Genomic DNA, 499 nt, shown 5'->3' with positions numbered 1-499 from the left:
GAAACAGCTGCAATTTTACTATTTGACGAAGTATAACTTACAGGCAGTTTACTATTAGAAGAAGCCGTTAAAACAACTGTAGTTGCTGCATCACAATCAAATCCTATAGTCTGATCCCAAGTAATTATTTGATCTGCTTTAGTGATATTAAAATTAGAACCAGCGTAAGTAATTAAATACTTATCTCCTGCTGAGAGTGTTCCTTGATTTATAGCATAACTACCTGTATTTTCACCGGGATCTCTGGCTAAACTTCCCGTAAAGGCATCTCCAGCCAATAGACTAGGAACTACAGTAAAATCAAAAACAGGATCGTTTTCACCATAAACTTTACTTTGAGATACAGCTGCTGTAACTGTAATAGGTATTTGTTTTAATTTTAAAATATAACTTTGAGAAGCAGCAGAATTATTCGCATCAGTAACCGTAACAGTAAAATTACTCTCTGTCATCTGGGTTGTAGTTCCTGTAAGAACACCTTTTGAATTCAAGACAAAAC

The 499-nt window shown here is 34.7% G+C and carries 1 protein-coding gene; it reads right to left on the bottom strand.

Features of this window, described 5'->3' with window-relative positions; all coding sequences use genetic code 11:
- The coding region (locus ACHRVZ_RS21405; protein WP_395425055.1) for an MBG domain-containing protein at positions 1 to 499 on the bottom strand (499 nt) is incomplete at both ends.

Source organism: Flavobacterium sp. FlaQc-57 (assembly GCF_044007395.1).
Lineage (GTDB): Bacteria > Bacteroidota > Bacteroidia > Flavobacteriales > Flavobacteriaceae > Flavobacterium.
This window is presented reverse-complemented; position numbering and strand designations above follow the sequence as displayed.